14 protein-coding genes are annotated in these 16,078 nt (G+C 70.8%); 2 read left to right on the forward strand and 12 right to left on the reverse strand.

All coding sequences use genetic code 11. The features are described 5' to 3' along the window. Positions 1-12 precede the first annotated feature (12 nt). The 6 genes from SROS_RS29125 to uvrA form a co-directional block, all read right to left on the reverse strand. The gene (locus SROS_RS29125) at positions 13-948 is read right to left on the reverse strand and encodes a gluconeogenesis factor YvcK family protein (RefSeq protein WP_012892508.1); all 936 of its coding nucleotides are present in this window, start codon (positions 946-948) and stop codon (positions 13-15) included. After that, positions 945-1,817: an RNase adapter RapZ gene (gene rapZ / locus SROS_RS29130; RefSeq protein ID WP_012892509.1), complete on the reverse strand. Its 873-nt coding sequence runs from the start codon at positions 1,815-1,817 to the stop codon at positions 945-947. The genes SROS_RS29125 and rapZ overlap by 4 nt, the downstream gene beginning before the upstream one ends. Further along, entirely contained in the window at positions 1,814-3,727 is a 1,914-nt protein-coding gene (gene uvrC / locus SROS_RS29135) for an excinuclease ABC subunit UvrC (protein WP_086012374.1), read from the reverse strand. Before uvrC ends, rapZ begins: the two co-directional genes overlap by 4 nt. A 138-nt stretch (positions 3,728-3,865) precedes the next feature. After that, complete coding sequence (locus SROS_RS29140; protein WP_012892511.1) at positions 3,866-4,321, reverse strand: Rieske (2Fe-2S) protein; 456 nt, start codon at positions 4,319-4,321, stop codon at positions 3,866-3,868. 145 nt (positions 4,322-4,466) lie between these two features. Beyond that, on the reverse strand, positions 4,467-4,868 hold the full coding sequence (locus SROS_RS29145; RefSeq protein WP_148269239.1) for a Rieske (2Fe-2S) protein: 402 nt from the start codon (positions 4,866-4,868) through the stop codon (positions 4,467-4,469). A gap of 108 nt (positions 4,869-4,976) precedes the next feature. Further along, the gene (uvrA, locus tag SROS_RS29150) at positions 4,977-7,817 is read right to left on the reverse strand and encodes an excinuclease ABC subunit UvrA (protein WP_012892513.1); all 2,841 of its coding nucleotides are present in this window, start codon (positions 7,815-7,817) and stop codon (positions 4,977-4,979) included. 232 nt (positions 7,818-8,049) lie between these two features. Between uvrA and SROS_RS29155 the strand changes: the two genes are divergently transcribed. After that, positions 8,050-8,862, forward strand: a complete 813-nt coding sequence (locus SROS_RS29155) for a maleylpyruvate isomerase family mycothiol-dependent enzyme (RefSeq protein ID WP_012892514.1) — start codon at positions 8,050-8,052, stop codon at positions 8,860-8,862. Continuing rightward, on the forward strand, positions 8,859-9,500 hold the full coding sequence (locus tag SROS_RS29160) for an MBL fold metallo-hydrolase (RefSeq protein WP_012892515.1): 642 nt from the start codon (positions 8,859-8,861) through the stop codon (positions 9,498-9,500). The genes SROS_RS29155 and SROS_RS29160 overlap by 4 nt, the downstream gene beginning before the upstream one ends. A gap of 158 nt (positions 9,501-9,658) precedes the next feature. Here the strand turns inward: SROS_RS29160 and pssA are convergent, their stop codons facing one another. The 6 genes from pssA to SROS_RS29190 form a co-directional block, all read right to left on the reverse strand. Further along, complete coding sequence (gene pssA / locus SROS_RS29165; protein ID WP_012892516.1) at positions 9,659-10,489, reverse strand: CDP-diacylglycerol--serine O-phosphatidyltransferase; 831 nt, start codon at positions 10,487-10,489, stop codon at positions 9,659-9,661. Further along, positions 10,476-11,123, reverse strand: coding sequence for a phosphatidylserine decarboxylase (locus tag SROS_RS29170; RefSeq protein ID WP_012892517.1), 648 nt, complete (start codon positions 11,121-11,123; stop codon positions 10,476-10,478). Before SROS_RS29170 ends, pssA begins: the two co-directional genes overlap by 14 nt. A 127-nt stretch (positions 11,124-11,250) precedes the next feature. Continuing rightward, positions 11,251-12,243 (reverse strand): TerC family protein, encoded by a 993-nt coding sequence (locus tag SROS_RS29175; protein ID WP_012892518.1) that lies wholly within the window; start codon positions 12,241-12,243, stop codon positions 11,251-11,253. Positions 12,244-12,439: 196 nt separating this feature from the next. Then, positions 12,440-13,570, reverse strand: a complete 1,131-nt coding sequence (locus SROS_RS29180; protein ID WP_043656976.1) for a glycosyltransferase family 4 protein — start codon at positions 13,568-13,570, stop codon at positions 12,440-12,442. Beyond that, positions 13,563-15,212: a murein biosynthesis integral membrane protein MurJ gene (gene murJ, locus SROS_RS29185; RefSeq protein ID WP_012892520.1), complete on the reverse strand. Its 1,650-nt coding sequence runs from the start codon at positions 15,210-15,212 to the stop codon at positions 13,563-13,565. Before murJ ends, SROS_RS29180 begins: the two co-directional genes overlap by 8 nt. Next, positions 15,212-16,075 carry a hypothetical protein gene (locus SROS_RS29190; RefSeq protein ID WP_012892521.1) on the reverse strand — a complete coding sequence of 288 codons (864 nt, stop codon included), beginning with the start codon at positions 16,073-16,075 and terminating at the stop codon, positions 15,212-15,214. Before SROS_RS29190 ends, murJ begins: the two co-directional genes overlap by 1 nt. Positions 16,076-16,078: the final 3 nt, after the last annotated feature.

A 16,078-nucleotide genomic window follows, 5' to 3' on the forward strand; every position in this document is an offset into this window, starting at 1 on the left:
CGCTGACCAGGATCAACGCTTCTCACGGAAAATCTCGTCCAGGACGGAGGCAAGACGTTGCGCATCGTGCCGCGGCGAGCCGTCCTGGTCGGCCACGGCGGCCAGGACGAGCCGCCCGCCGAGTTCGGCGGCGGCCTTCGCCAGCTCCTCCCCGTCCTCGGCCACCCCGGTGTCGGCGAGCACCACGTCGATCTCCAGGGAGGGGGCGTGCTGCCGCAGCACCTCCAGATGTTTCTGGGGGGAGAAGCCGTCGGTCTCCCCCGGCTGCGGGGCGAGGTTCAGCGCGACCAGACGGCGCGCCGCGGTGGAGTGCAGGGCCTCGGCCAGCTGGGGCACCTTGAGATGGGGAAGCACGCTGGTGAACCACGACCCGGGGCCGAAGACCACCCAGTCGGCGTCCAGGACCGCCTGGACCGCCTCGGGGCAGGCCGGCGGATCCTCGGGGACCAGCGAGATGGCCTGGACCCGGCCGGGGGTGAGCGCGCAGGCCACCTGGCCGCGCACGGTGCTCACCTCGCCGTCCAGCTCCACCTCCGCGGCGATGTCGAGCGGCACCGAGGACATCGGCAGCACCCGCCCGTGCGCGCCCAGGAGCCTGCCGACCCAGTCGAGGCCGGCGACCGTGTCGCCGAGCCTCTCCCACAGCGCCACGATCAGCAGGTTGCCGACCGCGTGCCCGTGCAGGTCGCCCTCGCTCCGGAACCGGTGCTGGACGACCTCGCTCCAGGTCCGCCCCCAGTCGTCGTCCCCGCACAGCGCGGCCAGGGCCATCCGCAGGTCCCCCGGGGGCAGCACGCCGAGCTCGCGGCGGAGCCTGCCGCTCGACCCTCCGTCGTCGGCCACGGTGACCACCGCCGTCAGCTCGGAGGTGACGCTGCGCAGCGCCGTCAGCGACGCGTACAGCCCATGTCCTCCACCCAGCGCGACGACCTTGAGACCTTCGATCACTCCCGGCCCACATCCCGGTGGCTTACCTGCACCTCCATGCCTCCTCGGTCACGCAATCGGCCGCCGATCTGCTCGGCCATGGCGACACTGCGGTGCTTGCCGCCGGTGCAGCCGACGGCGAGCGTGGCGTAGCCCTTGCCCTCACGGGTGTAGCCGGCCGCGATGATGCCGACCACCTCGTCATAGGCGTCCAGCAGCTCCTTCGCGCCCGGCTGATTGAGAACGTACTCCCGCACGGGGGCGTCGAGCCCGTTCATCGGGCGCAGCTCCGGGACCCAGTGGGGATTGGGCAGGAACCGGCAGTCGACGACGAGGTCGGCGTCGACGGGCAGGCCGTACTTGTAGCCGAAGGAGACCACGTTGACCCGCAGGCCCGGCCGGTCCTCGCCGCCGAAGAAGGCGACGATCTTGCCTCGGAGCTCGTGGACGTTGAGGTTGGAGGTGTCGATGACCAGGTCGGCGTTCGCCCGGACCTCGCGCAGGATGCCGCGCTCGCGGGCGATCCCGTCGACCAGCCGGCCCTCCCCCTGGAGCGGGTGCGGACGGCGGACGTTCTCGAACCTGCGGACCAGCTCCTCGTCGCTGGCCTCCAGGAACACCACCCGCACCGCGACGCCGCGGCCGTCCAGCTCCTCGATCGCGGCGTTGAGGTCGGTGGTGAACGCCAGGCTGCGCACGTCGACCACCGCGGCCACCTTGTCGGCGGCCAGGTTGACCCTTCCGGCCTCCTCGGCCATGGCGAACAGCAGGCCGGGTGGCAGGTTGTCGATGACGAACCAGCCAAGGTCCTCCAGGGCCTTGGCCGCTGTGCTCCGTCCCGCCCCCGACATGCCGGTGACGATGACGAACGCTGGCTCTTTTCCGTTCATGGGTTCTCCCCCTTCAAGGCCGACACGATCGTCTCGGCCGTAGCGGGGCCGATCCCGGGAATCTCGCAGATCTGGGCCGCGGTCGCCTCCCGTAACCGCTTCACCGATCCGAAATGCTTGATCAGGGCCTGCCTGCGGGCCGGACCGAGCCCGGGAACCTCGTCCAGGGCGCTTTCCTTGACGCTCTTCGACCGCTTCGAACGATGGTAGGTGATGGCGAATCGATGGGCCTCGTCACGCACGCGCTGCAGGAGGTAAAGGGCCTCGCTCGACCGGGGAAGGATTACCGGCAGGTCCTCGCCGGGAAGCCAGACCTCCTCCAGCCGCTTGGCCAGGCCGCAGACCGCCACGTCGTCCACGCCCAGCTCGTCCAGCGCGCGCTGGGCGGCCGCCGCCTGGGCCGGACCGCCGTCGACGACGACCAGGTTGGGCGGGTAGGCGAACTTGCGCGGTCTGCCGGTCTCCGGGTCGATGCCCGGTTCGGCGCCAGGCTCGGCGTCGAGCTCACCGGTGGCCGAGCGCTCCTCCAGATACCGCTTGAACCGGCGCGAGATCACCTCGTAGATCGAGGCGACGTCGCCCTCGGTGGAGCGGACGGAGAACCTGCGGTATTCGCTCTTGCGGGCCAGGCCGTCCTCGAACACCACCATGGAGGCGACCACGTCGGTGCCCTGGATGTGGGAGACGTCGTAGCACTCGACGCGCAGCGGCGCCTGGTCCAGGTCGAGCGCGTCGGCGACCTCCTGCAGGGCCTTGCTCCGGGTGGTCAGGTCGCTGGCCCGTTTGAGCTTGTGCTGCTTCAGGGACTCCATGGCGTTGCGCCAGACGGTCTCCATCAGCGACTTCTTGTCTCCGCGCTGCGGGACCCGGATCTCCACCCGGGCCTTGCGGTGCTCGCTGAGCAGCTCGGCGACCGCCTCCGCGTCGGGCGGGAGCACGGGCACCAGCACCTCCCTGGGCAGCGCCTCGGGGGTCGCGTCGCCGTACATCTGCAGCAGGAACTGCTCGACCAGCTCGCCGGGCCCGGCTTCCTCGACCTTGTCGACCACCCATCCGCGCTGGCCCCTGATGCGCCCGCCGCGGACGTAGAACACCTGCACCGCGGCCTCAAGCGGATCCTCCGCCAGTGCGATCACGTCGCAGTCGGTGCCCTCCCCCAGCACCACGGCCTGCTTCTCCATGGCTCTCAGCAGCGCCTGGATGTCATCGCGCAGCCGGGCGGCCCTTTCGTACTCCTGATCGGCGGCGGCCTGGCGCATCTCGCGCTCCAGCCGCTTCATGAAGCGGCCGGTGTTGCCCGCCATGAAGTCGCAGAAGTCCTCGGCCAGCGTCCGGTGCTCCACGGCGGTGACCCTGCTGACGCAGGGCGCCGAGCACTTGTCGATGTAGCCCAGCAGGCAGGGCCGGCCGATCTGCCCGGCACGCCGGAACACCCCCGCCGAGCAGCTCCTGATCGGGAAGACCCGCAGCAGCAGGTCGACCGTCTCCCTGATCGCCCAGGCGTGGGAGTAGGGGCCGAAGTAGCGGGTGCCCTTGCGCTTGGCACCGCGCAACACCTGGACCCGGGGGAACTCCTCCCCCATGGTGACCGCGAGGTAGGGGTAGGACTTGTCGTCGCGGTACTTGACGTTGAACCGCGGGTCGTACTCCTTGATCCAGGAGTATTCGAGCTGGAGCGCCTCGACCTCGGTGCCGACGACCGTCCAGTCGACGTCGACGGCGGTCGTGAGCATGGTCTGGGTGCGCGGATGGAGCCCGGCGAAGTCGGCGAAGTAGGAGTTCAGCCGCTGGCGCAGGTTCTTGGCCTTGCCGACGTATATGACCCGGCCCTCGGCGCCCCTGAACCGGTAGACGCCGGGTGATTCGGGGATCGACCCCGGACTCGGCCGGAAACTCGCCGGACCAACCACAGATCTCGCCACACCAGAAAGCCTATCGGCCTTCACCGACAGGATCCCTTCTCCGGAACCCCTACCCGTCCCCGCATCGCGGGCCCCCGCGGCGCCGGCGCCGGGTCCCCCCTCCCTCGCCGGCGCCGCGGGCGGTGCTCAGCCGAGGGTGATGGAGTCGCCCTCGACCTTGATCGCCTTCTCGGCGAGAGGCTTGTTGGCGGGACCGTTCGCGACGGAGCCATCGGCGATCTTGAACTTGCTGCCGTGGCACGGGCAGTTGATCGTGCCACCCGAGACGGTCGCGACGTCACATCCCTGGTGGGGGCAGACGGAGGTGAAGGCCTTGAACTGCCCGGCGGCCGGCTGGGTCACCACCACCTTCTGGTCCTTGAAGACCTTGCCGCCCCCCTCGGGGATGTCAGCGGTCTTGGCCAGCGCCGCCGCCCCCACCGCCTCCGCGCCCGAACCCGCCGGAGCGGAGGAGGCCGGCGCCGCGGCCACCGACGCGCTGTCGGCGGCGGGTTCGCCGTACCCCGAGCACGCGGTCAGCACCGCGGCCATCCCGGCACCTCCCGCGCCCAGCATCACCGCGCGACGTGTCGTATCAGTCATGGTCACCCTCCAGAGTCCTCGTCTTCAGGTACGGCCGCCCCCGGTGCCGATTCAGCATGCCGTACCCGGCATCAGGAAACTGTGAAGAAATACGCCCTCGGCGTGTCTCCGGCCCCGTCCCGGACGACCATTCCGATGAAAGGCCTCAGACGATCACAATGCCGTCGCCGTCGAGCTTCAGCGCGAACTCGACCAGCGGTGCCCCCGCCGGGCCCTTGAGGCACTTGCCGGAGTCGGCGGCGAACTCGCTGCCGTGGCAGGGGCAGCGGATGATCCCGTCCTCGGGCCGGGCGACCGAGCAGCCCTTGTGCGGGCAGCTCGCGGTGAACGCCTTGAACACCCCCGTGGTGGGCTGGGTGATCACGATCTTCCACTGGGTGATGACCTTGCCGCCGCCCACCGGTATGTCAGCGGTCTGGGCGATGACCTGCCCCTTGATGCCCGGCGGCACGATGCCCGGGCCGGGCCCGCCACCGGCGCAGCCGGTGAGCGCGGCCCCGCACGCCACTGCCGCCGTGGCGCCGATGACATGCCTGCGTGTGGGCATGCCGGAACCTTCACTGCCGCTCATTGCAGCCCTTCTCGCAACGTCCCCCGCCAAACCGGGCCTCCGCGTCAAGGATATTGACGCGGAGGCCCGGCCTCGCATCCGGCCTCAGGTACCCAGGATCTTCCTCAGGAAACGGCCGGTGTGGCTGTCGTCGACCAGGGCGACCTCCTCGGGCGTGCCGGTGGCGAGCACGCTGCCGCCCCGGGAGCCGCCCTCGGGGCCCATGTCGATCACCCAGTCGGCGGTCTTGATCACGTCGAGGTTGTGCTCGATGACGATGACCGTGTTACCGCCGTCCACGAGCTTGCCGAGCACGCCCAGCAGCCGCCGGATGTCCTCGAAGTGCAGGCCGGTGGTCGGCTCGTCCAGCACGTAGATCGTCCGGCCGGTGGAGCGGCGCTGCAGCTCCGAGGCGAGCTTGACGCGCTGGGCCTCGCCGCCCGACAGCGTCGTGGCCGGCTGGCCCAGCCGGACGTAACCCAGGCCGACGTCGTTCAGCGTCTGGAGGTAGCGCTTGATGGACGGGATGGCGTCGAAGAAGCCCAGGGCCTCCTCGATCGGCATGTCGAGCACCTCGGAGATCGTCTTGCCCTTGTAGTGGACCTCCAGCGTCTCCCGGTTGTATCGCGCCCCGTGACAGACCTCACACGGCACGTAGACGTCCGGCAGGAAGTTCATCTCGATCTTGATCGTGCCGTCGCCCGAGCAGGCCTCGCAGCGGCCGCCCTTGACGTTGAAGCTGAACCGGCCCTTCTGGTAGCCCCGGACCTTGGCCTCGGTGGTCTGCGCGAACAGGTCGCGCACCTTGTCGAAGACACCGGTGTAGGTCGCCGGGTTCGAGCGGGGGGTGCGGCCGATCGGCGACTGGTCCACGTGCACGACCTTGTCGACGAGGTCCATCCCGTTGACCCGCGAGTGACGGCCCGGGACGGTGCGCGCGCCGTTCAGCTCCTTGGCCAGGGCGTTGTAGAGGATGTCGTTGACCAGCGTGGACTTGCCCGACCCCGAGACGCCGGTGACCGCGGTGAACACCCCGAGCGGGAACTCCACGTCCACGCCCTTGAGGTTGTGCTCGCGGGCGCCCTTCACCGTGATCTGCCGCTTCCTGTCGCGCTTGCGGCGCTTGGCGGGGATGGCGATGGTCCTGCGCCCGGACAGGTAGGCGCCGGTCATCGAGTCCTCGGAGGCCAGCAGCTCCGCGACCGTGCCCGAGACGACGACCTGACCACCGTGCTCGCCGGCGCCGGGGCCGATGTCCACCACCCAGTCGGCGGCGGCGATGGTGTCCTCGTCGTGCTCGACCACGATGAGGGTGTTGCCCATGTCCCGCAGCCGGATCAGGGTCTCCAGCAGCCGCTGGTTGTCACGCTGGTGCAGGCCGATGGACGGCTCGTCGAGCACGTAGAGCACGCCGACCAGGCCGGAGCCGATCTGGGTGGCCAGCCGGATGCGCTGGGCCTCGCCGCCGGCGAGGGTGCCCGACGCGCGGTCCATGGTCAGGTAGTCGAGACCGACGTCCAGCAGGAAGCCCATCCGGGCGTTGATCTCCTTGACCACCCGCTCGGCGATCTGCATGTCCCGGTCGGACAGCTTGAGCCCGGCCAGGAACGTCGCGCACTCGCCGATCGACATCGCCGAGACGTCGGCGATCGAGCGGTCCTCCACCGTGACGGCCAGCGAGACCGGCTTGAGCCTGGCCCCCTTGCAGGCCGGGCACGGGATCTCCCGCATGTAGCCTTCGTACTTCTCCCGCATGCCGTCGCTCTCGGACTCGGCATGACGGCGCTGCACCCAGGGGATGGCCCCCTCGAAGGTGGTGTAGTAGGAGCGCTCACGGCCGTAGCGGTTGCTGTAGCGGACGTGGACCTGCTCGTCGTGGCCGTGCAGCAGGGCGTTCTGCGCCTTCCTGGGGAGCTTCTCCCAGGGGGTGGTGAGCTTGAACCCCATCGCGAGGCCGAGCGCCTCGACGAGGCGGACGAAGTAGTCGCTGGTGTGCCCGCCGGCCCACGGGGAGATCGCGCCGTCGCCCAGGGTCTTCTCCGGGTCGGGCACGATCAGGTCGGGGTCGACCTCCATCCGCACTCCGAGGCCGGTGCACTCGGGGCAGGCACCGAAGGGCGAGTTGAAGGAGAACGAGCGGGGCTCCATCTCCTCGAACGACAGGTCGTCGTAGGGGCAGTAGAGGTGCTCGGAGTAGAAGCGCTCACGGTTGGGGTCGTTGTCCGGCAGGTCGACGAACTCCAGCGTGATCGTGCCCCCGGAGAGCTGCAGGGCGGTCTCCACGGAACCGGTGAGGCGGCTGCGCGCGCCCTCCTTCACCGCGAGCCGGTCGACGATCACCTCGATGTCGTGCTTCTCCTGCTTCTTCAGCGTCGGCGGCTCGTCCAGCCGGACCACCGTGCCGTCGACGCGGGCCCGGGCGAAGCCCTTGGCCTGGAGCTGGCTGAAGAGCTCGGCGTATTCGCCCTTACGGCCGCGGATCACGGGGGCGAGCACCTGGAAGCGGGTGCCCTCCGCGAGCTCCATCACCCGGTCGACGATCTGCTCCGGGCTCTGCCGGGCGATCGTGCGGCCGCACTGCGGGCAGTGCGGCTTGCCGATGCGCGCCCAGAGCAGCCGGAGGTAGTCGTAGACCTCCGTGATCGTGCCGACCGTCGAACGCGGGTTGCGGCTCGTCGACTTCTGGTCGATCGACACCGCGGGCGAGAGCCCCTCGATGAAGTCGACGTCGGGCTTGTCCATCTGCCCGAGAAACTGGCGGGCGTAAGCCGACAGTGATTCGACATAGCGACGCTGGCCCTCGGCGAAGATGGTGTCGAAGGCCAGACTGGACTTGCCCGAACCGGACAGTCCGGTGAAGACGATCAGAGAGTCCCGCGGGAGGTCCAGCGAGACGTCCTTGAGGTTGTGTTCACGTGCGCCACGCACGATGAGGCGGTCAGCCACAGCAGTCCCGACGTCGTTGTAGAAGGTTAAGAGCGGTCGCGGGAAGACTAGCGACGGGGTCCGACAATTTCGGAGCACCGTCTCGGGGCCGAGGGTTTCCCCGCCCTCTCCAGACTACGGCCTTCCCATGGGCCCTACGGGCCACTTGATGGTTCGACCACGTGTACCAACCACGGGGACACGGTGGTTTATGCCCTGGCCCCCACCCCCGCCCCGGTGATGGAGTGAGGAGATGGATGTCATAGAAACGCTCACTACCGAGCTGACCGGCTCCACCGCCCGTCTTCTCGCCACCGCCGCCGGGCTGTCCGACGCCGACGTCAGTGCCCCCTCCCGGTTGCCCGGCTGGAGCAGGGGACACCTACTGACCCACCTCTCCCGCAACGCCGACAGCCTCGTCAACCTGGCCACGTGGGCCAGGACCGGCGTCCGGACCCCGCAGTACCCCGATCCGGAGACACGCGACGCGGATATCGAGGCGGGAGCCGTACGGCCGGCGAAGGAGCAGCTGGCCGACCTGGAGGAGAGCTCGGCGCGGCTGGCCGGGGCGCTCGCCGCGATGCCCGCCGAGGGATGGTCGGCGACGGTGGGCGGCATGCGCCCGCCCGGCCATCCGGCCTGGTATGTGCTGGTCCGGCGGCTGCGCGAGGTCGAGGTGCACCATGTGGACCTGGGGGCGGGCTACGAGTGCGCCGACTGGCCGGAGGTGTTCGTCCGCAGGGATCTGCACGACGCGATGGTCTGCTGGCCGCACGAGCTCAGCACGGTCAGCGAGATCGTGGTCGAGGAGGTCAAGGACGGCGACAAGCACCACCAGGTCTGGCGGGAGCTCGGATCGGGGCCCGTGCTGCAGGGCGACGCCTGGGCCCTGCTGGGCTGGCTGACCGGCCGCTCGTCGGGAGCGGGGCTTAGAGTGATGCCGGAGGGGGCCAGCGGCAACCGGCCTGCCGTGGCCGATGCCGGGCCGCTGCCCGCGCCGCCACCGTGGCTGACCGTGCTCGCGCCTTCTCACCTGCCCGCTGCCCCGCCCGAGGAGTATCCGTGACGTACACCGGTGACGTGCAGGTCGGCGGCCCCGCCGACGTGCGGGAGCTGCCCGCTCTGACGATCTCCAAGCTGGCCGTCGGCCCGTTCGACAACAACGCCTACCTGGTGCGGTGCAACGACACCGGCGACGGCGTGCTCATCGACGCCGCCGCCGAGGCCGACCGCCTGCTGGCGCTCATCGGCGACCGGCCGATCAGCAAGATCATCACTACCCACCAGCACGGCGACCACTGGCAGGCCCTGGAACAGGTCGCCGCGGCGACGGGCGCGACGGTGATCGCGCACCCGCTCGACGCGGCGGCGCTGCCGGTGCCGGTGGACCTGGAGGTGGAACACGGCGACCGGATCACCGTCGGAGCGGTCGCACTTGAGGTGATCCACCTGCGCGGCCACACGCCGGGCTCGATCGCCCTGCACCACCCCGGCCACCTGTTCACCGGCGACTCGCTGTTCCCCGGCGGCGTCGGCAACACCAACAAGGACCCGGAGCGCTTCGCCCGGCTCTTCACGGACGTGTCGGAGCGCGTCTTCGACCGGCTGCCCGACGAGACCTGGGTCTACCCGGGCCACGGCAAGGACACCACGCTGGGCGCCGAGCGCCCCTCCCTGCCGGAGTGGCGGGAGCGCGGCTGGTAGTCCCCGCACGGCCGGCGCCCGGGGCGTCGGCCGTGCGGGCGGCCACAGGCCCGCACGGCCCGATCCGCCGCGGCGACCGCGCGGACCCGGCCGCCGGCCCGCCGCGCGGACGGTACGGACCTCGGCACACGGCGGCCCGTCTCCGGGGCCGTGTGCCGTCAGCTGATGCTCTCGGACTCCTTGCGCTCCTTGCGCTTCTCCCGCTTGAACATCAGGATGCGCAGCGGGATGGCGGCCACGATGGCCACCTGCATGATGGCACCGACCTTGATCAGCGTGTCGCCGCCGGGCAGGCCCGCGGCCCAGATGGTCAGGCAGGCGACGTTGATCATCATCCAGGCCAGCACCGCGGCGGCCAGATTGCCCTTGGGCTTGGGATACTCGATCCGGCTCACCATGAGGTAGGCCACGCCGAAGATGGGCAGCAGGGTCACGATCGACGGCGGGAACAGCAGCACGATCGAGACCACCGTCATGGCGCCCATCGGGATGGGCAGGCCCATGAAGTCGCCGCTCGTGGTCTTCACGCAGGCGAAGCGGGCAAGCCGGATCACTCCGGCCAGCAGCACCGACGCCGCGGCGACCATCACCAGCGGGAACGGCACCTTCTGGGTGAAGCCGCCCCAGATGACCACCATGAAGGCGGGGGCGAAGCCGAAGCTGATCACATCGGCCAGGTTGTCCAGCTCGGCTCCCATGGCCGAGGCGCGGAACTTGCGGGCCACCAGCCCGTCGAACAGGTCGCAGGTGGCGCCGATCAGGAGCAGCACCACCGCGGTGCCGAAGAACTGGGGAACGGCCGCGAACTTCCCGTTCGTCTGGAGCTGGTTGATCGCCGACCAGGCCAGCACGCAGACCGCGAGGAAGCCGCACAGCGCGTTGCCGAGGGAGAGGGAGTCAGCCGCCGAGAGCCGGAACGCCTTGCCGACGGGCCCCCGGGGCTCGTCGTCCGTCTCGTCCAGCGGCCAGCTCGCGTCAGCCGTGGTCAAGAGCCGTCACCCCCGCGACGGTCCGCTGGCCGACCGACACGGCGGGGACGATTCCCTCGGGAAGATAGAGGTCCACGCGCGAGCCGAGCCGGATGAGCCCGATCCTCTCGGCCTTGGCCACCTTCGCCCCGGCCGCCAGGTAGGGCACGATGCGGCGCGCGACCGCGCCGGCGATCTGGACCAGCTCGATGTCGCCGAGCGCGGTGTCCAGGTGCCACACGACCCGCTCGTTCTTGTCACTGTCCTTGTTGAAGGCGGGCACGAACCCTCCGGCCACGTGCTCCACCGAGGTGACCGTGCCGGCCAGCGGCGCACGGTTGACGTGCACGTCCAGGGGGCTCATGAAGATGGCCACCCTTGTGCGGCCGTCCGGCCAGGGGTCGATGCTCTGCACCACGCCGTCGGCGGGCGACAGGATCCGCGCCGACCCCGGCGTGCGCTCGGGATCGCGGAAGAACCAGAGCATGCCACCGGTGAGCGCGGCCAGGGGGGCCGCCGCCAGCGCCCAGCGCCGGTCACGGCGGCTGAGCAGTGAGGTCACTGCGGCGGCGGTCACAGTCGGGAGCAACCACGGGGAGACGCCACGTGCCAGCCGTACCCGGCCTGGCTGGTGGCTTGCTGAATCGTGGGACACAGGGAACCTTTGTGATGTCTTGCGGCATTAGACCGGTATGTCTACCTGCCTTGGGGCAGGATGCTACCCATCTCTCAGCCCTTATACGGCGCAACTAGACAAGCAAAGCCGCTCACACGCCGATCCGCTAGCCCTGCTTACCACTCGCGGAGGTGGTGATTTCCTTGCTTTCGCGTCCGTCGCGACGGGCCTTGATCAGGCTGGCCGCAGTGGTGATCACCATGGTGACGCCGATGACCGACAACGACAGCCAGATCGGCACCTCGGGTGCCCAGGACACGCCACTGGAGTGCAGCGCCTCAAGAATCAGCTTAACCCCGATAAAACCAAGGATGAACGCGAGACCGTAGCTCAGGTAGACCAGGCGCTGCAGCAGACCGCCCAGCAGGAAGTAGAGCTGACGCAGCCCCATCAGGGCGAACGCGTTGGCGCTGAAGACGATGAAGGCGTCGGTGGTGAGACCGAAGATCGCGGGAATCGAGTCGAGCGCGAACAGCAGGTCGGTGGTGCCGATCGCGATCATCACGATCAGCAGCGGGGTGACCATCCGCTTGCCGTCGACCTTGACGACGACCTTGGAGCCCACGTAGTCGTCGGTGTGCGGCAGCGCCCGGCGCGCCCAGCGCAGGACCGCGTTCTCCGGGACGTCGTCGTCGTCGTGACCGTGCTGGCGGATCAGCTGCACCGCGGTGTAGATCAGGAACAGGCCGAAGACGTAGAACAGCCACCCGAAGCTCGCCAGCGCGGCGGCGCCGACGGCGATGAAGATGCCCCGCATGACCAGCGCCATCAGGATGCCGACCAGCAGCACCTTGTGCTGATGGATCTTGGGCACCGCGAAGCGGGTCATGATGATGTAGAAGACGAAAAGGTTGTCGACGCTCAGGCTGTACTCGGTGATGTAGCCGGCGAAGAACTGGCCCGCCGGGGTCGGCCCGGCGAAGATCCACAGCACGATGCCGAAAACGACCGCGAGGGCGACATAGAAGGCGACCCAGTAACCGGCCTGCTTCATGGAGAACTCTCGAGGCTCGCCCCGGTCGACGATCCACAGATCAAAGGCAAGGACGACGAGAAGACCGCCGATAACGGCGATCCATGCCCAGAGTGGAACAGTCACGATTGATAACCCTCCGGCGGCGTGCACGACTGACTGCCGGAGGTCTCTCCCGCCCGCGAAACTCTGGCGCGGACCGACAGCCCCGGGGGCCTCGTGGAGCGAGGCAGCACCGTGATGACGAGACTGTCACGAAGGGATACTCCCCCCCTAACCAAGCCAGTATAGGTGTGTGGCTTGGTAGCGCCTAATTCAACAATCAGGCGCGGCCCGATGTTCCGGCCCGCGAGATGCCCGCGTACACCGCCATCACAGCCTCCAGCGCCTCCTGCTGCCCGGGCAGCCCGGCGCCCCGCCGGGCGGCCGCCCCGGCCAGGGTCCGGACGAGCTCGTCGTCGGCGAGCACCCTGTCCACCGCCTCACGCAGCGCGGCGACGTCGCCGTACGGCACCAGCAGCCCGCCCTCGCCCACCATCGGCGGGATGCCGCCCACCGCGGTGGCGATCACCGGTGTCCCCGCTCGCAGCGCCTCCTGCACGGTCAGCGGCTGCCCCTCCCAGCGGCTGGGCACCACCAGGGCCCGCGCGACCCCGAGCAGGTCTCCTACGTCGCTCCGGTTGCCGAGCAGCCGCACCGGCAGGTTCTCCCGGTCGACGCGCCCCTGGAGCTCCGCGCGCAACGGCCCCTCCCCCGCGATCAGGAACACCGCCCGCGGCGCGGATCCGGCGGGTGCCCGGCCGGGGCCGAAGGCGGCCGCGACATCGAGCAGGGTCTCCAGGCCCTTCTGCTGGGCGAGCCTGGCGACGGTCAGGAATACCGGCCGGTCCCCCGCGCCGAGCTCGTCACGGACCTCCTGCGGCCCGCGTCCGGAGGGGGTCAGCACGGGCGCCGGGACGACGGCCGCCTCGACGTGCCCGGCGCCCAGCCCGGCCATCCGCTCCCCCAGGTCGGGGGAGACCACCAGGACCCGATCGGCGCGGCGGGCGACGATCCGTTCGAGGACCCCGTAGACCGCGCCGATCGCACCGCCCGCGGTGGCGGCGTTGTGCAGGGTCACCACCAGCCCGGTCCGGGTCCCGGTCAGCGCGAGAGCGGCCAGTGCCCCGGCCCGCAGCCCGTGAGCGTGTACGGCGTGCGCCCCGCGCAGCGCCCTGAGCGCCCGCACCGCCCGCAGGTCGTTCAGCGGACGGGGCCGGTCGGAGATCGGCACCGGCACGAACCGCGCCCCGAGCCGGCCGAACCCGAAGGCCTCCTCGGTCTCCGGCGGCCCGGCCACGACCACCTGGTGCCCCCGCCGCACCAGGCCCTCCGCCAGCATGGCCACATGCCGGCCGACCCCGCCCGCGCTGGTCCCCAGCACGAACGCCAGCCGTGAGCCCGCCTCAGTCATCGCCACGGTTCCCTCCTGGAGTGGACATCCGTCTGAGCCGTTCCAGCAGCAGCCGGGTATCCGGTCTGTCGATCACCGCGGCCACGGCCGCGAACACCGCCGAGCCGGCGACCGCCGCCGCCGCTCCGACCACCACGCACATCCACCGTGACACCTCGCCGGAGACCGTGACCACGGCCAGACCGGCCCCGTAGGCGGCCACCCCGCCGAGCAGCCCGGCGGACAGGGCCCGCCAGGCCCCCTCCAGCGCGGCCGTGCCCGCGGCCCTGGACACCGCGAGCGCCAGCAGCCCTCCGCCGACGGTCATGCCGACGGTGCTGCCCAGCGCCAGCTGCCCCACGACGTCGGACGGGCCGTGCGCGGCCTGGGCCAGCAGGATCTGCGCCACCAGCGCGACGGCCCATCCGGCCACCGAGGCGACCGCCGCCGACCGGCCCCGGCCACAGGCGTACAGAATCCTCGCGAGATGGAGCATCAGCGCGTATCCCACCAGACCCGGCGCGAACAGCGCGACGGCCCCGGCCATCTCCCGGGGATCGCCGCCCGGCGTGCCCTCCACGAACACCCGGGACACGGGCATGGCGACCGCCGCCATCACCCCGGCCGCCAGCCCTGTCACCAGCAGGATCACCCTCGTGCTGGACGAGGCCAGGCTGTCGAAACCGGCCCGGTCCCCGTCGGCCGCCCGGGCCGACAGCACCGGGAACGAGCTGGTGGCGATCGGCACCACGAGCACCGCGAAGGGGAGCTGGTACAGCGCCCAGGAGTAGGTGTAGATCCCCGTCGCCCCCGCGCCGCCCAGGTCGTTGGCCAGGCGGACCACGACGGTCAGCGCGACCTGCTGGGCGATGAGCACGGCGATGCCCGCGACGGCGAGCTGCCGCGCGCGGGCGGCGACCCCCGGGGGGAACGACAGCGAGGGCCGCAGCCGCAGCTTGAGGCGGCCCACCGGGCCGGCCACGGTGAGCACCATCGCCGCGGCGGCGATCGTCGCGCCGAGCGAGAGCGTCAGCTGCCCCGCCGTCGTGAGGTTCGACAGGTCGGCGGCGGCCCCGTTGCCGACCGGCTCGAACACCAGGTAGGAGGCGACGATGAGCAGGCTGGAGACCAGCGGCGCCAGGGCGGGCCCCATGAACCGCCGGTGGGCCTGGAGCACGCCGTACAGGACCACCGCGACGCCGAAGAAGATCATGCGCGGGGCGAACACGACGAGCATGTCCGTGCCGGCCCTGACGACCTCGGCCACGTCGCACTCGCCGGGATTGCCGGTCAGCAGCGTGACGATCGGCCCGGCGAACGCGGCGATGAGCAGGGTCAGCGGCACCAGCGCGAGCATCACCCAGGTGAGCAGGGCGGAGGTGGTCCAGCCGACCTCCGCCCTGGCCTCGGGGTCCTCTCCCGCCCGGGAGGCCGCCGAGGCCAGCACCGGCACCACCATCCCGGCCAGCGCGCCCCCGGCCACCAGCTCGAAGACGATGTTGGGGACGTAGTTGGCGGTGTTGTAGGCGGTGCTCAGGCAGAGGTTGCCGACGGTCTGGGACTGGACGAGATAGCGGCCGAACCCGACGAGCCGGGCCGCGACGGTCACGATCCCGATGAGGAGTGCCGCCCCGGCGACCCCCTGCCCGATCTTTTTGATCATCAGTTGCCGAGCGCCTGCTCCACTGGACGGCGGCCGAGCATGTCGATGCGGTTGAGCACGGGGTTACCGGCGATGAACTTGGTGAAACTGACCTTCTCCGAGGCGGCGGTCAGCGCGACCACGGTGCCGAGGACGGCCAGGCGTCCGGGACGGCCGAGAGCGACAGAGGCGGCCAGGCCGAGCAGCGCGCCCAGCGCGTTCGCTCCCGCGTCTCCCAGCATCGCCCGCTCCCCCAGGTCCTCGGGCAGGAGCGCGACGGCGGCGCCGATCGGCAGGGCGGCCAGGGCGGCCGGGACCGGGGCGTCACGCCAGAGGCCTGCGGTGAGCAGGGGCGCGCCGGCGAGCAGGCCGACCTTGATGGCGCGGCCCGGGCGCAGGTCGAAGAGGTTGGCCAGGTTGGCGCCGCCTGCGACCAGCGCTCCGTTGACGGCGGTGTCGACAGGGCCCCGGGAGGTCAGGGCGGCCGCGGCCAGGCCCGTCACGCCGATGCCCAGGATCTTCACGGCGCCGCTGGTGACCTCGCCCTTGGCCAGGGCGCTCAGATGGCCCTTGAACCCCTTGGAGGACGTCGCGCCGTACAGGTCGTCGTAGGCGCCGAGAGCACCGCTGCCGGCCACGGCCACCAGGACGGCCGCCCGGACCCTGACGGGCAGGCCGGGCAGCACGGCCCCGGCCGCACCGGCGCCCGCGACGAAAGCAGGCCCCTCCAGCAGCGTGATCGGCTCGCCCCGGTGATTGGTCCGGTCCCAGGTCTCCGCGTCGCCGATCGGCGGCCTGCGGGTGAAGGCGGCGTAGGCGGCGCGGGCGGCCGCCGCGCCGAGAAAGGCGCCGGCCAGAGCGCCGAGAAAAGCACGACGGGCCATCGG

Origin of the sequence: Streptosporangium roseum DSM 43021, assembly GCF_000024865.1 — a bacterium.
Taxonomy (GTDB): Bacteria; Actinomycetota; Actinomycetes; order Streptosporangiales; family Streptosporangiaceae; genus Streptosporangium; species Streptosporangium roseum.